The sequence below is a fragment of the Erythrobacter sp. GH1-10 genome (genome assembly GCF_045363165.1).
Classification (GTDB): Bacteria; Pseudomonadota; Alphaproteobacteria; order Sphingomonadales; family Sphingomonadaceae; genus Erythrobacter.
Genome location: NZ_JBJFLP010000001.1, coordinates 854,711 through 871,129, shown reverse-complemented (window position 1 = coordinate 871,129; position 16,419 = coordinate 854,711). Strand labels below are relative to the sequence as shown.

13 protein-coding genes and 1 riboswitch are annotated in these 16,419 nt (G+C 63.6%); of the genes, 4 read left to right on the top strand and 9 right to left on the bottom strand.

The annotated features are described in order from the left end of the window. Positions 1–85: 85 nt before the first annotated feature. The 7 genes from gcvH to ACI5KX_RS04265 all read right to left on the bottom strand — a co-directional run bounded on the left by gcvH (position 86) and on the right by ACI5KX_RS04265 (position 8,797). Positions 86–457 (bottom strand): glycine cleavage system protein GcvH, encoded by a 372-nt coding sequence (gcvH, locus tag ACI5KX_RS04295; RefSeq protein WP_406809436.1) that lies wholly within the window; start codon positions 455–457, stop codon positions 86–88. A 3-nt stretch (positions 458–460) separates the two neighbouring features. Then, positions 461–1,594, bottom strand: coding sequence for a glycine cleavage system aminomethyltransferase GcvT (gene gcvT / locus ACI5KX_RS04290; RefSeq protein ID WP_406809435.1), 1,134 nt, complete (start codon positions 1,592–1,594; stop codon positions 461–463). 159 nt (positions 1,595–1,753) lie between these two features. Further along, positions 1,754–1,850, bottom strand: a riboswitch (glycine riboswitch). A gap of 110 nt (positions 1,851–1,960) precedes the next feature. After that, positions 1,961–3,163: a serine hydrolase domain-containing protein gene (locus ACI5KX_RS04285; RefSeq protein WP_406809434.1), complete on the bottom strand. Its 1,203-nt coding sequence runs from the start codon at positions 3,161–3,163 to the stop codon at positions 1,961–1,963. A 31-nt stretch (positions 3,164–3,194) separates the two neighbouring features. Continuing rightward, positions 3,195–5,825 (bottom strand): methionine synthase, encoded by a 2,631-nt coding sequence (metH, locus tag ACI5KX_RS04280; protein WP_406809433.1) that lies wholly within the window; start codon positions 5,823–5,825, stop codon positions 3,195–3,197. A 4-nt stretch (positions 5,826–5,829) separates the two neighbouring features. Then, positions 5,830–6,876, bottom strand: a complete 1,047-nt coding sequence (locus ACI5KX_RS04275; RefSeq protein ID WP_406809432.1) for a homocysteine S-methyltransferase family protein — start codon at positions 6,874–6,876, stop codon at positions 5,830–5,832. Next, positions 6,873–7,802, bottom strand: a complete 930-nt coding sequence (metF, locus tag ACI5KX_RS04270) for a methylenetetrahydrofolate reductase [NAD(P)H] (protein WP_406809431.1) — start codon at positions 7,800–7,802, stop codon at positions 6,873–6,875. The genes ACI5KX_RS04275 and metF overlap by 4 nt, the downstream gene beginning before the upstream one ends. Then, positions 7,799–8,797, bottom strand: a complete 999-nt coding sequence (locus ACI5KX_RS04265) for an ArsR/SmtB family transcription factor (protein ID WP_406809430.1) — start codon at positions 8,795–8,797, stop codon at positions 7,799–7,801. Before ACI5KX_RS04265 ends, metF begins: the two co-directional genes overlap by 4 nt. 95 nt (positions 8,798–8,892) lie before the next feature. On the opposite strand from ACI5KX_RS04265, the gene ACI5KX_RS04260 reads away from it, so the two are divergent. From ACI5KX_RS04260 to ACI5KX_RS04245, 4 genes are read left to right on the top strand one after another with little or no spacing between them, the layout of a single operon-like run. Beyond that, positions 8,893–10,800 carry a beta-galactosidase gene (locus ACI5KX_RS04260; RefSeq protein ID WP_406809429.1) on the top strand — a complete coding sequence of 636 codons (1,908 nt, stop codon included), beginning with the start codon at positions 8,893–8,895 and terminating at the stop codon, positions 10,798–10,800. A 40-nt stretch (positions 10,801–10,840) separates the two neighbouring features. Then, positions 10,841–11,914 (top strand): Gfo/Idh/MocA family protein, encoded by a 1,074-nt coding sequence (locus ACI5KX_RS04255; protein ID WP_406809428.1) that lies wholly within the window; start codon positions 10,841–10,843, stop codon positions 11,912–11,914. A gap of 14 nt (positions 11,915–11,928) precedes the next feature. Further along, complete coding sequence (locus ACI5KX_RS04250) at positions 11,929–12,873, top strand: aldo/keto reductase (RefSeq protein WP_406809427.1); 945 nt, start codon at positions 11,929–11,931, stop codon at positions 12,871–12,873. Further along, a complete protein-coding gene (locus ACI5KX_RS04245; RefSeq protein WP_406809426.1) occupies positions 12,866–13,774 on the top strand; it encodes a TauD/TfdA family dioxygenase in 909 nt (302 codons plus the stop codon). The genes ACI5KX_RS04250 and ACI5KX_RS04245 overlap by 8 nt, the downstream gene beginning before the upstream one ends. On the opposite strand, the gene ACI5KX_RS04240 is transcribed toward ACI5KX_RS04245, so the two are convergent. Continuing rightward, on the bottom strand, positions 13,771–15,471 hold the full coding sequence (locus tag ACI5KX_RS04240) for a solute:sodium symporter family transporter (protein ID WP_406809425.1): 1,701 nt from the start codon (positions 15,469–15,471) through the stop codon (positions 13,771–13,773). The genes ACI5KX_RS04245 and ACI5KX_RS04240 overlap by 4 nt on opposite strands. Next, on the bottom strand, positions 15,468–16,406 hold the full coding sequence (locus ACI5KX_RS04235) for an NAD(P)H-binding protein (protein ID WP_406809424.1): 939 nt from the start codon (positions 16,404–16,406) through the stop codon (positions 15,468–15,470). The genes ACI5KX_RS04240 and ACI5KX_RS04235 overlap by 4 nt, the downstream gene beginning before the upstream one ends. Between the last annotated feature and the right edge of the window lie 13 nt (positions 16,407–16,419).

Below are 16,419 nucleotides of genomic sequence, written 5' to 3'. Positions count from 1 at the left end.
TTCTACTCCTGAGCCCGCTTTTTCGACTAACGGGCGGTTTGCAGCTGCGGCAGCTACGTCCGGCACGTGCGCCGGGATGAGAAAATCAAAGGCTGTCCACGAAGGTCTTGTAGCCCTTCTCGTCCATCAGCCCTTCGAGCTCGTCTGTGTCGCTGATGGTCATGCGGAAGAACCAGCCCTCTTCCTCGGGCGAGGAATTGACCAGTGCCGGATCGTCTTCGAGCGCGGCGTTTCCTTCGGTCACTTCGCCGGTGATCGGCGCATAGACGTCGCTCGCCGCCTTCACGCTTTCGACAACCGCCGCATCGCCGCCCTTGTCGAGCATCGTGCCGACGCTCGGCAGTTCGACGAAGACGATGTCGCCCAGCTGTTCCTGCGCGTAATCGGTGATCCCGACGGTGGCACTTTCGCCTTCGACGTCGATCCATTCGTGTTCATCGGTGAAATAACGCGGCATCAATCAGCTCCCTCGGTAATAGCGGTGGGGGACAAACGGCATGGGTGAAACTTTCGCGGGCAGTCGACGCCCACGCACTTCGCATTCGAGCTCGGTGCCCTCGGCGGCGTGCGCGGCATCGACATAGGCCATCGCGATCGGCACGCCGAGCGTCGGCGAGAACCCGCCGCTGGTGACGGTGCCGACCTTCTGGTCGCTCGCGAAAACCTCGGCGCCTTCGCGTGCGGGCATCCGGCCTTCGAGCACCAGGCCGACGCGCTTTTGCGCCAGCGTTCCGTCCTCGACTTCGGCGAGCCGCGCCGTGATAGCCTTATGACCGTGATAGCCGCCTTCGGTGCGGCGTTTCTTCGACAGCGCGAAGCTCAGGTCGGCGCTCACCGGATCGGTCTTGATCGTCAGGTCGTGGCCGTACAGCGGCAGGCCCGCTTCGAGCCGCAGGCTGTCGCGCGCGCCGAGCCCGGCGGGCTTTACCCGATCGTCGGCGACCAGCGCATCGGCAAGATCGGCGGCGCGCTTTTCATGGATCGATATCTCGAACCCGTCTTCGCCGGTGTAGCCCGCGCGGCTGACCCAGACATGGGTGCCGTCCCACTCGAACAGGCCCGCAGTCATGAAGGTGAGCTCCGCGGTGCCGGGTATGAGGTCTTCCAACACCGCGCCTGCCTTCGGCCCTTGCAAGGCCAGCAACGCGAAATCGTCGAAATGGGTGAGCGTGATATCGTCGGGCAGGTGCTCGCGCAGATGCGCGATGTCGTCCCACTTGCACGCGCCGTTGACCACCAGCGCGAGGTGCGGGCCGGTGTTGGTCACCATCAGGTCGTCGAGGATCCCGCCCGCTTCGGTCAACAGCAGCGAATAGCGCATCTTGCCCGGCTTGAGGTTCGAGATCGCGCCGGGGAGCAGCTTTTCGAGCTCGTGCGCGGCATTGTCGCCTTTCAGCGCCAGCTGGCCCATGTGCGAAACGTCGAACAGGCTCGCACTCTCGCGGGTCCAGGTGTGCTCGGCGACGATACCCTCATACTGGATCGGCATTTCGTAGCCCGCAAACGGGACCATGCGTGCGCCGTGCTCGCGATGCCACGCATCGAGCGGCAGATTCGCCAGCGGCATTTCGTCTTCTGGTGTATCGTCGCTCAAAATCTCGGTCCCCGAACAGGCAATTGAACGCCCCTGACGGTGCGTCGTTCCTGCCCCCTCTGTCGGGTGACCTGAGAGCTTCAGCCGCGAACCAAGGCGATCCGCGACCTTCCCCTTCGGTGGCCCCGGATCAGGTCCGGGGCGCTTTCCAGAGTACCCATTCTTGCCGCGGTCCATTTGCCTGAGAGTTTCCGGGGCGGTTGCTCCTTCGGCGCCAGACCCTCCTGAAAGGGCCAGTCTCTCCCGCGAAAGACGCCGGAATCACTCCCGGCGGGCACGACCCATGTTGCGGATGCGAAAGGCGGCGTCAATCGCCTCTTTTCGCCACGCGCAAAAGATCGGGGAAAGCGCGAAACAATCGTGCGATCAGTCGCCAGATTGCTGCGCAGAGCGGTCTTGGGCGAGAAGTTCCTGCGCGCGCTTCATCAGCGCGATTTCGCGCGGATCGAAGCCGCCCTCGTCCTCGGCAGACTGGCGCGGCGGGACGGCGCTGGTGAAATAGGCGATGCCGGTTGGTTCGTCGGCATTGAACCAGAGGCCCGAACGTAGGCCATAGGCTTCACCTGCGTGCCCGAAGCGCGGGTTGCCATCGTTGAACAAGGTATCCTGACATCCACTGTCAGGCACATCGATTGCCTGCATGTGGAGGCCGTAGAAACAAAAGAATTCCTGGCCGGCCACGGGTCCCGAAAAAAGCGCCAAGACGGCAGGGCGCAGGGCCTTTCGGGAAAGTAGCCGGTCGTCCTCATTCATGATTGCCTGCCCGATCTTCGCCAAATCCATCATCCCGATCCGAACGCCTCCCTGTGGGCTGAAGATCGAGGCGTTGGTGCCGGGCACGTAGTCGTCGAGGCTGCATTCGAATCCTTCCGCCACCGGAATAGTGCAGTTGGGCGGTAAGTCGCTCGGGTCGTCGCGCGCGATCTCCCCGGTATCGCGGTACAGCACCACGGCGCGCGCCACCTGCTCCTCGCTGCACCCGATCCAGTTGAGGCACGCCTCGATCCCGAGCGGTGCGAAGACGGTGCGCTTAACGATCGCATCGAAGCGCTCGCCGGTCGCGGCTTCGAGCACGGTCGCCACCACCGGCGAGCCGAGATTGGCGTATTCGAACGGCGCTTCGCCCGGCGGGGCATCGGCATACCAGGCTTCGGGATCGGCCAGTTTCGCTTGGAGGCTCTCGCCCAGCGGGATAACGTATCCGGCCCTGTCGCGCAGCCCCGCGCGGTGGGAGAGCAATTGTGCGAGGGTTACTTTGGCATCGGGATAGTCGGGCGAATGGACGTGCCAGCCGAGATAATCCGACACGTCGGCATCGAGATCGACTTTGCCTTCGTCCACAAGCCGCAACGTCGCGAGCGCCATGATCAGCTTGGAGATGCTGGCGATCCGCACCGGGGCGTTGGCGAATACGGGGCGTCCCGTTTCGCGATCGGCCACTCCTTCGACGATCAACGGCGCGACGCTCTCACGATCGAAGGCGACCACGACGGTTGCAGGCATGGTTTGTTCGGCGTGCGCGGCCATCGGTGACAGGAATAGCAGGGCGGCGATCGTTCGGGTCAACATCAAACGACCATCGCCGCTAAGCCCTTTGCAATCAATCCAGATTCGGCCTGAGCCAGCGTTCGGCGGTGGCGAGGTCGACCCCGCGCCGCTTTGCGTAGTCCTCCAACTGGTCGCGCCCGATGCGAGCGACGCCGAAATACTGGCTTTCCGGATGACCGAAATAGAAGCCTGAAACCGCAGCGGTGGGCCACATCGCGAAACTCTCGGTGAGCGTAAGCCCGGCGTTTGTCTCGGCATCGAGCAGTTCGAACAGAATCGGCTTCAAGGAATGGTCGGGACACGCCGGATAGCCCGGAGCGGGACGAATGCCGCGGTAATCTTCCTTGATCAGCGCCTCGTTGGTCAGCTGTTCGTTCGGCGCATAGCCCCACAGATCGGTGCGGGTGTGCTTGTGCAGCCGCTCCGCAAACGCCTCGGCAAAGCGATCCGCCAGCGCTTTCAGCAGGATGTCGGAATAGTCGTCCTTGTCCTCCTGAAAGCGGGCGATATGCGGCTCGATACCGTGGATTCCCACCGCAAATCCGCCGATCCAGTCGCCCGCCGGATCGATGAAATCGGCAAGACACATGTTGGCGCGGTCGCGCGACTTGCGCACTTGCTGGCGCAGGAAGGGGAGCACGATATGCTCCTCGCGGTTCACGCGGTGGATCGTCACATCGTCGCCGTCGCGCGCGCAGGGCCAGAAGCCCGCGACACCGCGCGCGGTCAGCCATTTTTCCGCGATGATCTTGTCGAGCATCGCGTTGGCATCGTCGAACAGCTGGCTGGCGGTTTCGCCCACGACTTCGTCCTTCAGGATCGCAGGGTAGTTGCCGTGCAATTCCCACGCGCGGAAGAACGGGGTCCAGTCGATATACTCGCGCAGGTCGGCGAGGTCCCAGTCGTCGAACACGTGCAGACCCGGCTGGGCGGGCGGCGCGGGTTTATCACTGAGATAAGCGTCGTAATAGTTCGCCCGCGCATCTTCCAAGCTCAGCAGCACGCTCGGGGTCTTGCCTTCGCGCGCGAGCCGGACCTTTTCGTATTCGCTTGCGGTATCGCCCACGAAATCGTCGCGACGCGTGTCCGAAAGCAGGTTCGAGGCGACGCCGACCGCGCGGCTTGCATCGAGCACGTGGATCACCGGGCCTTCGTAAGCCGGGTCGATCTTGAGCGCGGTGTGGACCTTCGACGTGGTCGCTCCGCCGATCAGCAGCGGCATGGTCATGCCCGCGCGCTGCATCTCCTCGGCAACGGTGACCATCTCGTCGAGCGACGGGGTGATGAGGCCCGATAGCCCGATCATGTCGGCCTTGTTGTCGTTCGCCGATTTGAGGATGTCTTGCCACGGCACCATCACGCCCATGTCGATCACGTCATAGCCGTTGCACTGTAGCACCACGCCGACGATGTTCTTGCCGATATCGTGCACGTCGCCCTTCACGGTGGCCATGATGACCTTGCCCTTGGCCTTGCGCTCGGCTTCGGGGAGCAAGTCTTTCTCGGCTTCGATGTAGGGGATGAGGTGCGCGACGGCCTTTTTCATGACGCGCGCGGATTTGACCACTTGCGGCAGGAACATCTTGCCCGATCCGAACAGGTCGCCGACGACATTCATCCCGTCCATCAGCGGACCTTCGATCACTTCGATCGGGCGCCCCCCCGACTCTGCGGTCGCGGCCCGCATCTGCTCCGTGTCATCGACGATATGCGCGTCGATGCCTTTGACGAGCGCGTGTTCGAGCCGCTTTTCTACCGGCCAGCCGCGCCATTCCTCGGCGGCTTTTTCATCGGCGACCGACTTGCCCTTGTAGCTTTCGGCAAGGTCGATCAGCCGCTCGGTCGCATCCTCGCGGCGGCACAGGATCACATCCTCGCATGCCTCGCGCAGTTGCGGGTCGATCTGGTCGTAAACGTCGAGTTGCCCGGCGTTCACGATCGCCATATCGAGCCCGGCAGGGATCGCGTGGAAGAGGAACACCGAGTGCATTGCGCGGCGCACCGTCTCATTGCCGCGGAAGCTGAAAGAGAGGTTGGACAGACCGCCCGAGGTCTTGGCATGCGGGCACTGCCGCTTGATTTCCTGCACCGCCTCGATGAAGTCCAGACCGTAGCGGTCGTGCTCCTCGATCCCGGTCGCAACCGCGAAGATATTGGGGTCGAAGATGATGTCTTCGGGCGGAAAACCGATCCCGGTCAGCAGGTCGTAGGCGCGCTTGCAGATTTCGACCTTGCGCTCTTTGGTGTCGGCCTGCCCGACCTCGTCGAACGCCATGACGACCACCGCCGCACCATAATCCATGCATTTGCGCGCGTGTTCGAGGAAGGCGTCCTCGCCTTCCTTCATGCTGATCGAATTGACGATCGGCTTGCCCGAGACGCATTTGAGCCCCGCCTCGATCACGTCCCATTTGGAACTGTCGATCATCACCGGCACCCGGGCGATATCGGGTTCGGCGGCGATCAGTTTGAGGAAGGTCGTCATCGCGTGTTCCGCGTCGAGCAGGCCTTCGTCCATGTTGACGTCGATCACCTGCGCGCCGTTCTCGACCTGCTGGCGTGCGACCTCGACCGCAGCGGCGTAATCGTCCGCCATGATGAGCTTCTTGAACCGGGCCGACCCGGTGACGTTGGTCCGCTCACCGATATTGATGAAGCGTGCGGTACTTGCTTGGGTGTTCATGGGATCAGGCTGCCACCACGAAGGGTTCGAGGCCGGAGAGGCGCATCGCCACATCGGGCGTCGGAATTTCGCGCGGCGTCAGGCCTTCGACCGCCTTGGCGATGGCGGCGATGTGCTCGGGCGAAGAACCGCAGCACCCGCCGAGAATGTTGGCCTGACCGTTCTCGGCCCATTGGCGCACAAGCGCGGCGGTGGTTTCGGGCATCTCGTCATATTCGCCGAGCTCGTTGGGCAGGCCGGCGTTGGGATAGGCCATAAGCAGCGTATCGGCGATGGCCGAGAGCGACTTAACATGCGGGCGCAGTTGGTCCGCGCCGAAACTGCAATTGAGCCCGATGGTGACCGGCTTTGCATGACGCACCGCGTACCAGAACGCCTCGACCGTGTGGCCCGACAGGTTGCGGCCCGAAAGGTCGGTGAGCGTCATCGAAATCATCACCGGCACTTCGAGGCCAAGTTCGGCTTCGAGCTGTTTCACCGCCATGATACCGGCCTTGGCGTTCAAGGTGTCGAAGACGGTTTCGATCAGAATGAAGTCGCATCCGCCCTCGATCAGTGCGGCTGCCTGCTCCTTATAGACCGCGGTCAGCTCGTCGAAGTCGATCTCGCGGAAGCCGGGGTCTTCGACATCGGGGCTGAGCGACAGGGTCTTGTTGGTCGGGCCGATAGCGCCTGCGACGAAGCGCGGCTTGCCGTCCTTGCCCTCGTATTCGTCGGCGAGCGTCCGTGCGATCTGGCCGCTTGCGATATTGATTGCGGCGACCTGATCTTCTGCGGCGTAATCGGCCTGGCTGATGCGGTTGGCAGAGAAGGTGTTGGTGGACACGATATCCGATCCCGCTTCGAAATAGCTGCGGGTGATGGCCTCGATCACGTCGGGGCGGGTCAGCGCAAGGATATCGTTGTTGCCCTTCTGGTCTGCCCCGAGGCCGAGATCGCCGGCATAGTCCTCTTCCGACAGCTTGCGGTCCTGGATTTGCGTCCCGAACGCGCCGTCGAAGATCAGCACTCGCTCCCTGGCCACCGCGTGAAGTCGTTCGCGCGCCGTCATACCGTATCTCCGACCGGGCGTTTGCCGAGCATATGGCAGATCGCATAGCTCAGCTCTGCGCGGTTGAGCGTGTAGAAGTGGAATTCGCGCGAACCGCCGGCGTAGAGCTTGCGGCACAGTTCGGCAGCGATGGTCGCCGACACAAGCTGGCGCGCAGCGGGGCGCTCGTCGAGGCCCTCGAACAGGCCCTCCATCCAGCCGGGGATCGCGGTGCCGCACAGGCCCGACATGCGCTGCACGGCGGCAAAGCTCATGACCGGCATCACGCCGGGCACGATCTCGGCATCGATTCCGGCGGCAGCGGCCTTGTCGCGAAAGCGGAAGAAGCACTCGGGGTCGAAGAAGAACTGCGTGATCGCGCGATCGGCTCCCGCGTCGAACTTGCGCTTGAGGTTGTCGATATCGGCTTGGCGGTCGGGCGAATCCGGGTGAACCTCGGGATAGGCGGCCACCGAGATCTCGAAATCGCCGACCTTCTTGAGGCCCGCGATCAGGTCGGCAGCGTTTTCGTAGCCGCCCGGATGGGGCGTGTAGTGGGCCGCGCCGTCGGGCGGATCGCCGCGCAGCGCGACGATGTGGCGGATGCCTTCTTCCCAGTAATGGCGCGCAACCTCGTCCACCTCCTCGCGTGTCGCATTGACACAGGTGAGGTGTGCCGCGGCCGGTATACCCGCCTCGTTCTGGATACGCACGACCTGCTCATGCGTTCGCTCCCGCGTAGAACCTCCCGCACCATAGGTGACCGAAACGAAGCGCGGACCAAGCGGCGCCAGCGTTGCCACGCTTTCCCACAGGGTCTCTGCCATCTTTTCGCTCTTCGGCGGGAAGAACTCGAAACTGATGGCGATGTCGCCCGGCAGGTTCGAGAACAGCGGCGCTTCGAGCGCCGTTTTCGCTTCGTGCATCTGGTCGAGAGTCGGGGTCATGCAGCATGCTCTTTGGAACGGGGGGTTATCGATTTGGGCGGGAGACCTTCACGGCGTTTGCCGATCCAGATTTTTACCGTGAGTTCGCCGCCGTCGAGCGCGATCGGCTCTTTCGCGGTGAAACCTGCACCGCGCAGCAGGTCGCGCATCTGTCGGTCGGAAAAGCCCAGGCGGGCGTGTTGGTGGCGGGTCCGCAAGTCCTCGCGGTCGTGATTGGCGAAGTCGACGATCGCGATCTGTCCACCGGCACGGGTCACGCGCGCAGCCTCGGCCAGCGGGAGCGCGGGATCCTGCGCAAAATGGAGCACCTGGTGCAGCACGATGGTATCGAACTGTCCGGCATCAAAGGGCAGCTCGCCGAAATCGCCTTGCACCAGCTCGATCTGCGAAGCGGGGAGGTGTTGCAGCTTCGCCCGCGCGACCCGAAGCATTTCGAGGTTCTTGTCGAAGGCGACGATCCGTTCGGCTTTGCCCGCGAACAGTTCCGCCATGCGCCCCGTCCCGGTTCCGATGTCCAGCACGCAGCCGAGCGAAGCATCGGCAAACGCCGAGACCAGCGCCTGCTCGACCTGCGCATCGGGGCTATGAAGCGCCCGCAATTCATCCCATTCGCTGGCGTGGCGGGCGAAGTAGCTTTCCGCCGCCTCCTCCCGCGCTTCGCGGATCGCGGCGAGCTTGCGACGGTCGGCCTGGCACAGCTGGCCGAATTCGGCGTTCCCTTCCTCGGCAATCGCGAGCAGCCGCTCGACCGCCGCGACCACCGCATCGGCTCCGTCGCTGCCGCTGGCAGAGCGCAGGAAAACCCAACTGCCTTCGCGCCGCCGTTCGGCAAGCCCGGCATCACACAATATGCCGACATGGCGCGAGACGCGCGGCTGGCTCTGGCCGAGAACCTGCGCCAGTTCGCCAACGGCAAGCTCCATCGTGCCCAGCAACCGCGCGATGCGGAGCCGGGTCGGATCGGCCAGTGCCTTGAAGATCCCTTCGATCACCATGCATGGGGGATATAAAGATATTTTTATATGTGTAAATGCGTTGTGAGCAGGATCGCGCTTGCAATAGTGACCGCGCACGCTGAAACGTCGGCTTCATGAAGCTTGGCTGCTGCTATTACCCCGAACACTGGCCCGAGGATGTGTGGGCGGAAGACGCGCGGCGTATGGCTGAAATGGGTCTTTCGCTCGTCCGGATCGGCGAATTCGCATGGAGCCGGATCGAACCCGAGCCGGGCCGGTACGAGTGGGACTGGCTCGACCGTGCGATCGACACACTCGATGCGGCGGGCCTCAAGGTGATCATGGGCACCCCCACCGCGACCCCGCCCAAATGGCTGGTCGACCAAATGCCCGACATGGTGGCGATCGACGAGAATGGCCGCCGCCGCGGTTTCGGATCGCGGCGGCACTATTGCTTCAGTCACGAAGGCTATCGCGATGAATGCACCCGGATCGTGACCGCCATGGCACGGCGCTATGGCGAGCACCCGGCCATCGTCATGTGGCAGACCGACAACGAATATGGCTGCCACGATACCGTGCTGAGCTATTCGAAGGCGGCGGCGGCGCGGTTCCGCGTATGGCTCGCCGCGCGCTACGAGACGGTCGAGGCGCTCAATACGGCCTGGGGCAATGTCTTCTGGAGCATGGAATACGGCTCATTCGACGAGGTCGATCCGCCGAACCTGACCGTCACCGAGGCAAACCCCGCGCATTGGCTCGACTATCGCCGTTTCGCCTCGGACGAGGTCGTCAGCTTCAACCGCGAGCAGCTGGCAATTCTGCGCGAACACTCTCCGGACCGAGACATCACGCACAACTTCATGGGGTTTTTCAGCGAGTTCGATCACCACGAAGTGGGGCGCGATCTCGATGTCGCGACGTGGGACAGCTACCCGCTCGGTTTCCTAGAGCAATTCTGGTTTTCCGACACGGAGAAGCGCGCCTACCTGCGTCAGGGCCACCCAGACATCGCGGCGTTCCACCACGATCTCTATCGCGGCTGCTCGAACGGACGCTGGGGGGTAATGGAGCAGCAGCCCGGGCCGGTGAACTGGGCGCGATTCAATCCGGCTCCGCTGCCCGGCATGGTCGAGCTCTGGACACTCGAAGCGATGGCTCACGGGGCCGAACTCACGAGCTATTTCCGCTGGCGACAGGCGCCTTTTGCGCAAGAGCAGATGCATGCCGGGCTGCTGCGCCCCGACAGCAGCGAGGCCGAAGCCGCCGCCGAAGTGCGCGCAGCCGCAAGGGCGATCAGGATCCTCGGTCCGCAAACGCCGGACCCTGCGAAGGTCGCGGTGGTATTCTCTTACGAAGCCGCATGGATATTCGGAATCCAGCCGCAGGGCCGGAGTTTCCGCTATCTCGAGCTCGTGTTCGAATGGTATTCGGCCCTCCGGCAATGCGGGCTCAATATCGATATCGTCTCGCCCGCTGCCGATCTCTCGGGCTATTCGATGGTGCTGGTACCGAGCCTGCCGATCGTGCCGGAAGGGTTTTTGGACAAGTTCGCCGCACTGAGTTGCCCGGTCCTTCTGGGCCCCCGCTCGGGCAGCAAAACCGAGAGCTTTTCGATCCCCGAAGGACTTGCCCCCGGCGAATTGAAACGCCTGATCCCGCTCACCATCACGCGCGTCGAAAGCCTGCGCGACGGGATACATGAGACCGGAGACGGATGGTCGATCACCCGCTGGCGCGAGGATGTCCAGACCGATCTCGAACCCGAGTTCGTTCTTGCTGACGGTCGCGGGATTGTCTTCCGGGACGACAATATCCGCTATTGCGCAGGCTGGCCCGACCACGCCTTGATGCGGCGGATCATCGAGAAAATGGCGCAGGAGGGCGACATCGGCCTGCTCGACCTGCCGGAAGGCCTGCGGGTGCGTCGCACCGCCAGCCATCTCTTCATCTTCAACTATTCGACCGAACCTCGCGTGCTTGCCGAGGCGGGTGAGCGTGTGTTGCCGATCACCGCAGACGCGATCCCGCTCGGGCGATGACCGCTTGCCAAGCCGGGACGCCGCGCACATGGGCGCAAGAATGAGCGAACCGCGCAAATACGCGATCATCGGCTGCGGCATGATGGGGCGCGAGCACATGCAGAACCTCGCCCTCGTAGACGGGGCCGAACTGGTGGCGATCGCCGATCCCGATAGCGGTTCTCGCGAGGCTGCAAGTGCGCTCGCGGAGACCCTCGGCCAGCGTGTCACGCTGTTCGACGACAACGAGGCCTTGTTGACGGAAGTGAAGCCCGATGCGGTCATCATCGCCTCGCCGAATTTCACCCATTTCGAGGTGGTGAAGCCGGTGATGGAAGCAGGCGCAGCGGTGCTGCTTGAAAAGCCGATGTGCACGCAAGTCGACGAAGCGCTGGCGCTCGAAAGAGCGGCGCGCGAATATGCCAACCTGTTCTGGGTCGGGCTTGAATACCGCTACATGCCGCCGGTCACCCGTTTCATCGAGCGCGTCCATGCAGGCGAGGCGGGCGACATCAGGATGCTTGCGATCCGCGAGCATCGCTTCCCCTTCCTCGTGAAGGTCGGCGACTGGAACCGCTTCAATCGCAACACCGGCGGCACGCTGGTGGAAAAGTGCTGCCACTTCTTCGATCTCATGCGCCACATCCTGCGCGACGAACCCGTGCGCGTCTTCGCGAGCGGTGCGCAGGACGTAAACCACCTCGACGAGCGTTACGATGGGGAAGTGCCCGATATCATCGACAACGCTTTCGTGCTGGTCGATTTCGCAGGCGGAGCGCGGGCCATGCTCGATCTGTGCATGTTCGCCGAAGGGTCCGAGGAGCAGGAGGAAATTTCCGCCGTCGGGCCGGTCGGCAAACTGGAAGTCAAACTGCCCGGCGGCAAGGTCACCTGGTCGCCGCGCGACAAGTCGGGGCCATTCGTGGAAACCGTCGACACGCCAGCCGATGCGCTCGCCGCCGGCGATCACCACGGGGCGACCTATTACCAGCTGCGCGACTTCCATGCCGCGCTGGTGCATGGCACACCGCCGCTGATCTCGGCGCGCGACGGCTATCGCTCGGTGGTGATGGGTGCCGCTGTCCAGCAAAGCATCGCCACCGGACAACCTGTAAACATCACATTCGAGGATTGATCGTGCTCCAAGGAATGCCCCTCATTGGCTTCGGCCTCTGGAAGATACCGCAATCGGAAACCGCTTCTTCGGTCGTCGAGGCGGTCCGGGCAGGATACCGCCATTTCGACAGCGCCGCCGATTACGCCAACGAAGTGCAGACCGGCGAAGGGCTGACGCACGCAATGTCCGATGGGCTGGTTTCGCGCGACGATGTGTGGGTGACCTCGAAGCTGTGGAACACCTTCCACGCGCCCGAACATGTCGAGGAAGCCTGCCGCAAGTCGCTCGCCGATTTGCAGCTCGAATACCTCGATCTCTACCTCATCCACTTCCCGATCGCGCTCGAATACGTTCCGATCGAGACGCGCTATCCGCCCGAATGGCTGCACGATCCCGACGCCGAGACCCCGGTGATGAAGCCCGCCCAGGTCCCGCTGCACGAAACCTGGGCGGCGATGGAGGCACTGGTCGACAAGGGGCTCGTGAAGAATATCGGCGTGTGCAATTACAACTCGGCGCTGCTGCATGACCTCATGACCTACGCAAAGATCCGGCCCGCCATGCTGCAGATCGAAGCGCATCCCTATCTCACGCAGGACAAGCTGATCCGGTGCGCGCGCGGATACGGGATCGATGTAACCGCCTTCTCCCCGCTCGGTGCGCAGAGCTATTTCGAGCTGGGTATGGCCGATGAAGGCGAGAGCCTCCTCAAGGCCGCGCCGGTGATGGTCGCCGCCGAGGCGCACGGCAAGACGCCCGCGCAGGTGCTCTTGCGATGGGGTGTACAGCGCGGGACCGCGATCATACCCAAGACCTCGAAGCCCGAGCGGATGCGTGAAAACCTCGCCATCGAGGATTTCGAGCTCTCGCAGGTGGAAATGGCGGCGATTTCCGCGCTCAACCAGAACCGGCGCTTCAACGATCCCGGCGTCTTCACCGAGGCCGCCTTCAACACCTTCCATCCGATCTATGACTGATTTCCCCGCGATCATCCCCGGCGGCGGCAACCTTGCCGCGTTCCTGAAGGGCAACAAGGCTGCCGTCGACGATGCGCTCGCCGATGCGGGCGCGCTGCTGTTCCGCGGATTCGACGTGCCCGACCCGATGGCGTTCGACGCAGCTGTCGAAGGGTACGGGGAACCGGGCTTCACCTATGAGGAATCGCTCTCCAACGCGGTGCGCACCAACGTGACCCCGCGCGTCTTCACCGCCAACGAGGCCCCGCCGACGACCGAGATCTTCCTGCATCATGAAATGGCACAGACCCCGCTCTACCCCTCCAAGCTGTTCTTCTTCTGCGAGATAGCGGCGGAGCAAGGTGGGGCGACGCCGGTGTGCCGTTCGGACTGGGTGCTCGAGCGGCTGGAACAGGCGGCTCCCGAATTTGTCGCGCGGGTCGAGGCCGAGGGCGTGCGCTACACCAATGTCATGCCCGGCAGCGACGATGCCGGATCGGGTCAGGGGCGTTCATGGCGCAGCACTCTGAGCGTCGACGATCGTGACGGCGCTGAGGCGCGGCTGGCGGAGCTCGGCTATTCATGGGAATGGTTGCAAGGCGACGTGCTGCGCGCGACCACCCCCGCCCTGCCCGCGATCCGCACCCTGTCAGACGGTCGCAGGACCTTCTTCAACCAGCTGATCGCCGCCTTCCGCGGCTGGGCCGACCGCCGCAACGATCCGAACCGCTCGATCACCTTTGGCGGCGGCGAGCCGATCACGGCGGAGGACATGGCCCCGGCGATCGAGATTGCCGACGAGCTGACAGCGGACATCCCGTGGCAGGCGGGTGATGTTGCGCTGGTCGACAATTTCCTGGTGATGCACGGTCGCCGCCCGTTCGGGGGCAAACGGCGGGTCTTGGCCTCGCTCGTCGCCTAGGCTGGCCTTCGGGCGGCGATGGTCCAGACCACGGTATTCGCCAGCACCAGTGCACCAAGCAGCGTACCGAACAATGCCCCCGGCCCCGCCTGACCGGCAACGCCGAGCGGCGAAAACAGCAGGTAGGTCGCGACGACACAGCTGAACAGTGTCACGGCCAACGGCTTCGCGAAACGCCATGGCGTGAGGTCGACCTTTTCGTCGCGGGTGAAGCTCCACGCCTCCTCGCGCGGAGCTATCCAGCCGCAAGCGAGCATGATGCCGACTTCGATCACGAACAGCACCGCATAGAGGTGGATGAAGTGCAGCGTCACCACATCGTCGAACACGAAGCGGATCAGGCCATAGGCGGCGACGTGAAAGACGATCACGATCTTCGCGCCCAGCGCCGGGACCCGCGCGGTGAACAGGCCGACGATCACGATCACCACGGTGGGAATGTTGTAGAAACCGGTGAAGATGCGGATGATCTGCCACAGCCCCTCTGGCGCGAAAGCGAGCAACGGCGCGACCGCGAAGGAGAACAGCGCGATCACGAGGCTGGCGATCTTGGCGACCCGAACGAGTTCCGCATCGCTCGCCCGGTCGCCCCTTGCGGGTGAATAGACGTCGAGGCTGAACAGCGTGGCCGCGCTGTTGAGCAGCGAATTGAACGAGCTGAACACCGCGCCCAGCAGCACGGCAAGGAAGAAGCCCGAGAGATAGGAGGGCAGGACGTCGCGGATCAGACGGGGATAGGCTTCATCGATCGTCCCCAGCCCCGGTCCGTAGAGATGGAACGCGATCACGCCCGGGATCATCATCAGGAACGGGACAAGCACCTTGAAGAAGCCCGAGAACAGCACGCCTTTTTGCCCTTCCGCCAGGCTTTGCGCCCCGAGCGTGCGCTGGATCACGTACTGGTTGGTGCACCAGTAGAACAGGTTGGCGAAGATCATCCCCGTGAAGATCGTCCCGAACGGTGTCGGGTCGGTGGCGCTGCCGATAGCGTTCAGTTTCTCCGGATGTTCGGCAGTGATCCTCGCGAGGCCCGCGCCGAAATCGCCATCGCCCAATGCGACCAGCCCCAACACCGGAACCAGCACGCCGATAATCAGTAGGCCGATGCCGTTGAGCGTGTCCGACACCGCCACGGCCCGAAGTCCGCCGAAGATCGCGTAGATCGCTCCGGTCACGCCGATCACGATCACCATCGCGACCAGCGCCTCGAAATCGCCGAGCCCCGTCAGCGCGGGCACATCGAACAGCGCGATCACCGCGAGACTGCCCGAATAAAGCACGCTCGGGATCGTCACGAGGCCGTATCCGAGCATGAACAGCACGACCGACATGCGCCGCACGGTCGGGTCGAAACGGTCGTTCAGGAATTGCGGCAGAGTGGTGAAGGCGCCCGCGAGGTATTTCGGCAGGAACACCAGCGCCATCGCGATCGTGGCCACGGCGGCGGTCACTTCCCACCCCATGCTCGACAGGTTGTAGCCATAGGCCGACCCGTTGAGGCCGATCAGCTGTTCTGCGGAGAGATTGGTGAGCAGCAGCGACCCGGCGATGAAGGTCGCGCCCAGCCCGCGTCCGGCGAGGAAGTAGCCTTCCCTGGTATCGGCTGTCCCGCGCGTCTTGATCCAGCTGATCCACCCGACGAGCGCCATGAAGAAAGCGCAGCTGGCAAGCGTGAAGATCAGGTCGCCTCCCGTCACCGCGCGGCTTTCAGCATTTCCCGGTAATGGTCGCGCAGCGTGTCCTCGCCGAACTCGGGGGTCTTTTCGGCGCTGTATTCGCCGGTCTCGGCGTCGAGCACCAGCATGCTCTCGGTCGCATAGTAATGCGCGATCCGGGCGTATTCGGCCTTCTCCGCGAACCAGCCGGAAAACGGCGCGCCGAGCGAAAGGACCTTGGCAATGCCGGTGAAAAGTCGCGGCGAAATGGAATGGAAGCGCGGCTGCTTGCCCGCCACCTCGAACAGCAGCTCTCCCTGCTCCCGCAATGACATCGCCGGACCGGGCCCACCAATCGGCAACACCGCGTTGCGGCGCTCGGGATCGGTGACGCAATCGACGATGAACGTGGCAAGGTCGCGGTCGCTGATCGGCTTGCAGCGGGTCAGCTCGCCATCGCCGAAGAGGAAGAACTTGCCGCCCTTCGCGACGCGCTCGACCTGACCCGAGAGGCTTTTGAAGAAAGCCGTCGGGCGGACGATCGTGTGGTCGATCTCGGACGCTTTCAGCGCGCGCTCGAACGCGATCTTGGCGTGCTGGAAGGCCAGGCGCGGCTTTTGCACGCAGATCGCAGACAGGAGAATGAAATGGTTTGCCCCGACGCCCTCAGCCGCCTTGAGGAGGTTGAGGTTGGCGCGAAAATCGACCGCTTCCGCATCCTTGGGAGAGCCGCTGCGCGAGGCGATACATGAGATGACCACATCCGGCTGGACGCACTTCATCTGGGTTGCGAGCTCATCCGGATCGTTGAGCCCGATTGTGAAGACCGCGGAAAACCCGGTCGGCAGCGGGGCATGGTACCGGACTTGGCCGATCACCTCGTGACCGTCGGCAAGCAAGGCTTCGCAGACCGCATGGCCGATCGTGCCGCTTGCCCCCGCGACCAATATCCGCTTGTGCTGCGCCCCGTCCTTCACAGAACGGGGCTTA

Bases quoted from the DNA above. Each gene is read 5' to 3' on its own strand.
- metH (WP_406809433.1), bottom strand. From the start codon at position 5,825: ATGAACACCCAAGCAAGTACCGCACGCTTCATCAATATCGGTGAGCGG.
- ACI5KX_RS04265 (WP_406809430.1), bottom strand. From the start codon at position 8,797: ATGGTGATCGAAGGGATCTTCAAGGCACTGGCCGATCCGACCCGGCTC.
- metF (WP_406809431.1), bottom strand. From the start codon at position 7,802: ATGACCCCGACTCTCGACCAGATGCACGAAGCGAAAACGGCGCTCGAA.
- ACI5KX_RS04245 (WP_406809426.1), top strand. From the start codon at position 12,866: ATGACTGATTTCCCCGCGATCATCCCCGGCGGCGGCAACCTTGCCGCG.
- ACI5KX_RS04285 (WP_406809434.1), bottom strand. From the start codon at position 3,163: ATGTTGACCCGAACGATCGCCGCCCTGCTATTCCTGTCACCGATGGCC.
- gcvH (WP_406809436.1), bottom strand. From the start codon at position 457: ATGCCGCGTTATTTCACCGATGAACACGAATGGATCGACGTCGAAGGC.
- ACI5KX_RS04275 (WP_406809432.1), bottom strand. From the start codon at position 6,876: ATGACGGCGCGCGAACGACTTCACGCGGTGGCCAGGGAGCGAGTGCTG.
- ACI5KX_RS04255 (WP_406809428.1), top strand. From the start codon at position 10,841: ATGAGCGAACCGCGCAAATACGCGATCATCGGCTGCGGCATGATGGGG.
- ACI5KX_RS04250 (WP_406809427.1), top strand. From the start codon at position 11,929: ATGCCCCTCATTGGCTTCGGCCTCTGGAAGATACCGCAATCGGAAACC.
- ACI5KX_RS04260 (WP_406809429.1), top strand. From the start codon at position 8,893: ATGAAGCTTGGCTGCTGCTATTACCCCGAACACTGGCCCGAGGATGTG.